Raw genomic sequence first — 6,258 nt, forward strand, 5'->3', positions numbered from 1 at the left:
AGAGACAGGTGCCGGGCCCGCGTGCGGTGCGAACGGTGAGTACCGGTGTGAGTGGTATCAGGCGTACGGGTAGAAGCCCGAGCCGGACTTGCGGCCGAGCCGGCCCGCGTCGACCATCCGCTGGAGCAGCGGGGGAGCGGCGTACAGCGGCTCCTTGTACTCGGCGTACATGCTGTCCGCCACCGAGGCGACGGTGTCCAGGCCGATCAGGTCGGCGAGCTTGAGCGGGCCCATCGGGTGGGCGCAGCCGAGCTCCATGCCGTTGTCGATGTCCTCGCGGCTCGCGATGCCCGACTCGAACATCCGGATCGCGGAGAGCAGATACGGGATGAGCAGCGCGTTGACCACGAAGCCCGAGCGGTCCTGGGCGCGGATCGCGTGCTTGCCGAGCACCTTCTCGACCATGGTCTGCGCGCGGCTGATCGTCCCCTCGGACGTCGTGAGCGCGGGGATCAGCTCCACGAGCTGCTGGACCGGGGCCGGGTTGAAGAAGTGGATGCCGATGACCGCGTCGGGACGGGACGTCGCCACGGCCAGCTTCACCAGCGGGATCGAGGAGGTGTTGGAGGCCAGGATCGCGTCCTGCCGGGTCACCACCTGGTCGAGCACCTGGAAGATCTCGGTCTTGACCGCCTCGTTCTCGACGACCGCCTCGATCACGAGGTCGCGGTCGGAGAACTCCCCGAGGTCGGTCGTGAAGCTGAGGCGGCCCAGCGTCTCGTCGCGCTCCTCCTCCGAGATCTTGCCGCGCTCGGCGGCCTTGGAGAGGGAGTTGTAGAGCCGGGTGCGGCCGATCTCCAGGGCTTCGCCGGTCGTCTCCGCGACCTTCACGTCGAGTCCGGAGCGGGCGCAGACCTCCGCGATACCGGCGCCCATCTGGCCGCAGCCCACTACTCCGACGCGTGCGATGTCGGGCATAGAGTCGGTCACCTCGTGCCTTTCGCTGATCAACGGGCGGGCAGCCTCCGTACGGTTTCGGCGGCTGCCCCGGCGGTGAACGTTACTCCCGAACCTCCCGTGCTGAGGGGGCCGGGTCGGGCATGCTGTCTCTCACACACTGCGATTCAGGCGGATGTAGCGGCCCAGGGGGCGAGCGGATGAGGCGTATGTCACGCCGAGGATTCACGATTGCGGCGGCTGCGATGGTGGCCGGGCTCACAGCGACGGGGGACGCGGCAGCGGTTCCCGGCCGGGCACCTTCGCGCCGCGAACTGCGGGGCATGTGGCTGGCGACCGTCGCCAACCGCGACTGGCCCTCGAAGCCCGGCCTCACGCCGGCCCAGCAGCGGGCCGAGCTGATCGGCCATCTCGACACGGCCGTGCGGCGCCGGCTGAACGCCGTGATCTTCCAAGTGCGCCCCACCGCCGACGCGTTGTGGCCCTCGCCCTATGAGCCGTGGGCGGAGTGCCTCACCGGCGTGCAGGGCAAGCACCCCGGCTGGGACCCGCTGGGCACCGCCGTGGCCGAGGCGCACCGCAGGGGGCTCGAACTGCATGCATGGTTCAACCCCTTCCGTATCGCCAACCACACGGACCCCTCGCGCCTGGTCCCGACGCACCCGGCGCGGCTGCACCCCGACTGGGTCGTGCCGTACGGCGGGAAGCTCTACTACAACCCCGGCCTGCCCGAGGTGCGGCGCTTTGTCCAGGACGCGATGCTCGACGCCGTGCGGCACTACGCCGTCGACGCCGTGCACTGGGACGACTACTTCTACCCGTATCCGGTCGCCGGGCAGGTCTTCGACGACGACGACGCCTTCGCGCGGTACGGCGGGGGCTTCCCGGACCGGGCCGCCTGGCGGCGCGACAACATCGACCGCCTGGTGCGCGAGATGCAGGGGCGGATCAAGAAGGTCCGCAAGCACGTGCAGTTCGGGATCAGCCCGTTCGGGGTCTGGCGCAACGCCTCGACCGACCCGCTCGGTTCCGACACGCAGGCGGGCGTGCAGACCTACGACAATCTGCACGCCGACACCCGCGGCTGGGTCAAGAAGGGCTGGCTGGACTACATCTGTCCGCAGCTCTACTGGAACATCGGCTTCACCGTCGCGGACTACGGCAAGCTGTTGCCCTGGTGGGCCGACACCGTGGAGGGCACGGGCGTGCGGCTCTACGTGGGGGAGGCCCTGTACAAGGCGGGCGATCCCGCGCAGCCCGCGGCCTGGCAGGACCCGGCCGAACTGTCCCGCCACCTCACGTACGCCAAGGGCTTCCCGCAGGCGCGCGGGCACGTGTACTTCTCGGCGAAGGAAGTGGGCGTGGACAAGATCGGCGCCATGGCGCGGGTGGTCGCCGACCACTATCAGAAGCCGGCCAGACCGCCCCGCTGAGCCGAACCCCCCGTCTCCCGGCGGGAGCCGCGCAGCTCCTGCCGGGAGCTACGAAGCCGGGTCCTGATGACGTACGACGGTGTCGGGGCCCGGTGACATCAGCGTCTCGTGGCCGTCCTCGAAGCGGACGCGGTACGGCGGGCCGCCGTCCGCGCCGAGCACCTCCACGATCTGCGCGATCCGGTCGTGCTGCCCGACGATCCTGCCGTGCAGCACCAGCTCGTCGCCTACGGTTGCACGCATCTGGAGCGACCTCCTCGTCCCACCCTGCGGTTGCTTTCCGTGGCGGCAAGTGTACGACCGGTGGCGGCGGCTGGGGCCCGGCCGTCGGTGCCTAGCCGCGCGCCCGCTGGGTGACCGCGATGCACACGAGGACGGCGGCGGCGGTCAGCGGCGCGGCGAGCGGGAGGTGCTCGCCGAGCAGGAACACCGACCAGACCAGGGTGAGCAGCGGCTGGGCGAGCTGGAGCTGGCTGGCCTTGGGGACGCCGATCGCCGCCATGCCGCGGTACCAGACGACCAGGCCGAGGAACTGCGAGCCGATGGCGGCGTAGAGCAGCCCCGCGGTGCTGTGGCCCGTGAGCTGGAAGGGCTCGTACCGCAGGGCGACGGCGGCTCCGGCCACGGCGAGCGGCAGGCACAGGATCAGCGCCCAGCCGATGACCTGCCAGCCGGGCATCTCGCGGGCCAGGCGCCCGCCCTCGGTGTAGCCGGCGGCGCAGACGAGCAGTGCGGCGAAGAGGTAGAGATCGGCGGTCGACAGGGCGCCGCCGCTCTGCTGGACGGTGAACGCGATCACCGCTGCCGCACCGGTCAGCGCCGCCACCCAGAAGGTCCGCGAGGGGCGCGCGCCGGTGCGCAGGACCGAGAACACGGCGGTGGTCAGCGGGAGCAGGCCGACGACGACGGCCGCGTGGGCGGTGGTGGAGGTCTGCAGGGCGAGCGTGGTGAGCAGCGGGAAGCCGATGACGACTCCGGCGCCGACGACCGCGAGCCCGGCCCGGTGGCGGCGCGCGGGGAGCGGGACGCGCAGGGCGAGCAGGGCGCCGCCCGCGATGACCGCGCTCAGGACGCCGCGCAGGGCCACGAAGGACCAGGGGCCGATGCCTTCGAGGCCCCAGGCGGTGGAGGGGAAGGTGAGCGAGAAGGCGATGACGCCGAGCGCGGCCATGACGGTGCCGGTGCGGCGGGAGCCGTGCTGCGGGCCTGCCGCTGCGGCCGTGGTGACTGCTATCCGGCTGGGGAGAGTAGCGCTATCCTGTGCTGTCATGCATGAGAGTAGCAGTGTCGCTGAGCTGGCAAACAGGCTGCGGGGGGAGCTTGACCGCTACTCCCCAGGTGGAAAGCTGCCGTCCAGCCGGGCGCTGGTCGACCGGTTCCGGGTGAGCCCGGTGACCGTGTCGCGGGCCCTGGGGCAGCTGGCCGCGGAGGGCCTGGTCGTCACGCGGCCCGGCGCGGGCGTCTTCCGTGCCGAGCCGCAGACCGCCGCCGCGCCGGCAGGGGACACCTCGTGGCAGGAGGTGTCGCTGAGCGCGGACACGGCGACGGAGCTGGTGCCGCGCGCGGTCGACGCCTCGGGGGTGCTCGCCACCCTCGCCGCGCCCTCGCCCGGCGTCATCGAGTTCAACGGCGGCTATCTGCACCCCTCGCTGCAACCCGAGCGGGCGATGGCCGCCGCCCTCGCGCGGGCGGGGCGGCGGCCCGGCGCATGGGGGAGGCCGCCGATGGACGGGCTCGCCGAGCTGCGGGAGTGGTTCGCGCGGGGCATCGGCGGCGCGATCACGGCCGCCGAGGTGCTGATCACCGCGGGCGGCCAGAGCGCGCTCACCACGGCGCTGCGGGCGCTCGCCCCGCCCGGTACGCCGGTCCTGGTCGAGTCGCCGACCTACCCCGGCATGCTGGCGATCGCCCGCGCGGCGGGGTTGCGGCCGGTCCCGGTGCCGGTGGACGTGGACGGCGTACGTCCCCAGCTCCTCGCCGCGGCGTTCAAGGCCACGGGGGCGCGGGTGTTCGTCTGCCAGCCGCTGTTCCAGAACCCCACGGGGGCCGTGCTGTCCGCGGCCCGCCGCCCTGAGGTGCTGCGTATCGCCCGTGAGGCCGGGGCCTTCGTCGTCGAGGACGACTTCGTGCGCCGCCTGGTCCACGAGGACGCGGGGCCGCTGCCGAGGCCGTTGCAGTCCGACGACCCCGACGGAGTCGTCGTGCACGTCTGCTCGCTGACCAAGGCCACGTCGCCGAGCTTCAGGGTGAGCGCGCTCGCGGCCCGCGGGCCGGTCCTTGAGCGGCTGCGCGCGATCCAGGTCGTCGACCACTTCTTCGTGCCCAGGCCGCTCCAGGAGGCGGCGCTCGAACTGGTCGGCTCCCCGGCCTGGCCCCGCCATCTGCGCCAGGTGGCGGGCGAGTTGAAGGACCGCAGGGACACGATGGCGGCGGCCCTGCGCCTGCGGCTGCCCGAACTGGCCCTGCCGCACATCCCCGCGGGCGGCTACCTCCTGTGGCTGCGCCTGCCCGACGGCACGAACGAGGCGGACCTGGTGGGCGCGGCCCTGCGTGCGGGCGTCGCGGTGGCCCCCGGCCGCCCGTACTTCGCGGCCGAACCCACGGCGGCGTACCTGCGGCTGAGCTTCGCCTCGGTCGCGGGGGCTGCGGAGATCGCCGAGGGGGTACGAAGGCTCCGGGCGGCATACGACGAGGTGCGGGGGTCCGCCGGGTGAAATCCGCTCGACGGTCCTGTGGGCGGCTGCCAGCCTTGCGGGCATGACCGATGCACCGCACACCCTTCCCGCCGGGTACGAAATCTCCGTCGACGCCGCTCGCCTCGACGCCGCCCGCGTCCATCACTGGCTCTCCACCGACGCGTACTGGGCGATGGGGCGGACCCGCGAGAAGCAGGACCGGGCGATCGCCGGTTCGCTCAACTTCGGTGTCTACGAGGTGGTTTCCGGTGAGCAGGTCGCGTACGCCCGCGTGGTGACCGACCACGCCACCTTCGCCTGGATCTGTGACGTGTACGTCGACCGTGCGGTGCGCGGCAAGGGATTGGGGAGCGCGCTCGTGGCCGCGGTCAGGGACCACCTGGAGCCGAGCGGTCTGCGGCGGATTCTGCTGGGTACGGCCGATGCGCACGGGGTGTACGAGAAGGTCGGATTCCGTCCCCTCGACGACCCGTCGAAGTGGATGGCACTGGGCCGGCAGTAGGCCGGATGCCGGGCGCCAGGGCCGTGTACGTACTCCCTGCAAAGCCTTGACCTGCGCTGCCCCGCGCCCCACGATCACCGCATGCACCCCCGCGTCACGCTCATCGCCGCCGCGCGCAGCGGCTCGCTGCTCGCCGAGCGCTTCGACGACGACCGGCCGCTCGACCAGGCGGGCCGGCGCGAGGTGCAGCTCGCCGCGCCCGCCCTGCTCCCGCTCGCGGTGGCCGAGCTGCGCTACTGCTCGCCGACCCCGCGCAGCCGCGAGACCGGCGACGCCCTCGGCTTCGCACCCCTCGCCCAACCGGCCCTGCGGGACTGCGACATGGGCCGCTGGCGGGGTCTGACCCTCGGCGAAGTGACGGCGGGCGAACCCGCCGCCGTCGACGCCTGGCTGCGGGATCCCCGCTCGGCGCCGCACGGCGGCGAGTCGCTCCTCGCGTTCATCTCCCGGATCGGCGGCTGGCTGGACACGCGCCCGGTCGCCGACGGCTCACGGATCCTCGCGGTGGCCGAGCCCGCGGTGGTCCGCGCGGCCCTCGTCTATGCCTTGAAGGCGCCCCCGTCGACGTACTGGAACATCGACGTCCGCCCCCTGTCGACGGTCACCCTGACCGGCCACGGCGGCCGCTGGAACCTGCGGGTCAGCGCCGCGTGTACGCCGTCGTGAGGATCAGGTCCTTGGCGGGGCCCGCCACCCGCCACCGCATCCGCCAGCGCTCCTGGTCGTACAC

General features: G+C 72.8%; 8 protein-coding genes. 4 read left to right on the forward strand and 4 right to left on the reverse strand.

Annotated features, from left to right (window positions below):
• Positions 1 to 57: 57 nt before the first annotated feature.
• Positions 58 to 918 carry a 3-hydroxybutyryl-CoA dehydrogenase gene (locus ACQKIP_RS36900; RefSeq protein WP_361196882.1) on the reverse strand — a complete coding sequence of 287 codons (861 nt, stop codon included), beginning with the start codon at positions 916 to 918 and terminating at the stop codon, positions 58 to 60.
• A gap of 179 nt (positions 919 to 1,097) precedes the next feature.
• On the opposite strand from ACQKIP_RS36900, the gene ACQKIP_RS36905 reads away from it, so the two are divergent.
• Positions 1,098 to 2,330, forward strand: a complete 1,233-nt coding sequence (locus ACQKIP_RS36905; RefSeq protein WP_365860122.1) for a glycoside hydrolase family 10 protein — start codon at positions 1,098 to 1,100, stop codon at positions 2,328 to 2,330.
• A gap of 48 nt (positions 2,331 to 2,378) precedes the next feature.
• Here the strand turns inward: ACQKIP_RS36905 and ACQKIP_RS36910 are convergent, their stop codons facing one another.
• A complete protein-coding gene (locus ACQKIP_RS36910; RefSeq protein ID WP_365860123.1) occupies positions 2,379 to 2,573 on the reverse strand; it encodes a DUF1918 domain-containing protein in 195 nt (64 codons plus the stop codon).
• Between the two features lie 91 nt (positions 2,574 to 2,664).
• A complete protein-coding gene (locus ACQKIP_RS36915; protein WP_365860124.1) occupies positions 2,665 to 3,600 on the reverse strand; it encodes a DMT family transporter in 936 nt (311 codons plus the stop codon).
• Between ACQKIP_RS36915 and ACQKIP_RS36920 the strand changes: the two genes are divergently transcribed.
• The 3 genes from ACQKIP_RS36920 to ACQKIP_RS36930 all read left to right on the forward strand — a co-directional run bounded on the left by ACQKIP_RS36920 (position 3,599) and on the right by ACQKIP_RS36930 (position 6,194).
• Positions 3,599 to 5,044, forward strand: coding sequence for a PLP-dependent aminotransferase family protein (locus ACQKIP_RS36920; RefSeq protein WP_365860125.1), 1,446 nt, complete (start codon positions 3,599 to 3,601; stop codon positions 5,042 to 5,044). The genes ACQKIP_RS36915 and ACQKIP_RS36920 overlap by 2 nt on opposite strands.
• Before the next feature lie 43 nt (positions 5,045 to 5,087).
• Entirely contained in the window at positions 5,088 to 5,528 is a 441-nt protein-coding gene (locus ACQKIP_RS36925) for a GNAT family N-acetyltransferase (protein WP_365860126.1), read from the forward strand.
• Between the two features lie 81 nt (positions 5,529 to 5,609).
• Positions 5,610 to 6,194 (forward strand): histidine phosphatase family protein, encoded by a 585-nt coding sequence (locus tag ACQKIP_RS36930; protein WP_365860127.1) that lies wholly within the window; start codon positions 5,610 to 5,612, stop codon positions 6,192 to 6,194.
• On the opposite strand, the gene ACQKIP_RS36935 is transcribed toward ACQKIP_RS36930, so the two are convergent.
• Positions 6,169 to 6,234, reverse strand: coding sequence for a hypothetical protein (locus ACQKIP_RS36935; RefSeq protein ID WP_427745138.1), 66 nt, complete (start codon positions 6,232 to 6,234; stop codon positions 6,169 to 6,171). The two genes, ACQKIP_RS36930 and ACQKIP_RS36935, sit on opposite strands and share 26 nt — an antisense overlap.
• Between the last annotated feature and the right edge of the window lie 24 nt (positions 6,235 to 6,258).

The sequence above is a fragment of the Streptomyces sp. NPDC059900 genome (assembly GCF_050270335.1).
In the GTDB taxonomy this organism is placed as follows: Bacteria; Actinomycetota; Actinomycetes; order Streptomycetales; family Streptomycetaceae; genus Streptomyces.

Coding starts and splice junctions, on each gene's coding strand:
- ACQKIP_RS36900 (WP_361196882.1), bottom strand. CDS start 918: ATGCCCGACATCGCACGCGTCGGAGTAGTGGGCTGCGGCCAGATGGGC.
- ACQKIP_RS36905 (WP_365860122.1), top strand. CDS start 1,098: ATGAGGCGTATGTCACGCCGAGGATTCACGATTGCGGCGGCTGCGATG.
- ACQKIP_RS36910 (WP_365860123.1), bottom strand. CDS start 2,573: ATGCGTGCAACCGTAGGCGACGAGCTGGTGCTGCACGGCAGGATCGTC.
- ACQKIP_RS36920 (WP_365860125.1), top strand. CDS start 3,599: ATGCATGAGAGTAGCAGTGTCGCTGAGCTGGCAAACAGGCTGCGGGGG.
- ACQKIP_RS36915 (WP_365860124.1), bottom strand. CDS start 3,600: ATGACAGCACAGGATAGCGCTACTCTCCCCAGCCGGATAGCAGTCACC.
- ACQKIP_RS36925 (WP_365860126.1), top strand. CDS start 5,088: ATGACCGATGCACCGCACACCCTTCCCGCCGGGTACGAAATCTCCGTC.
- ACQKIP_RS36930 (WP_365860127.1), top strand. CDS start 5,610: ATGCACCCCCGCGTCACGCTCATCGCCGCCGCGCGCAGCGGCTCGCTG.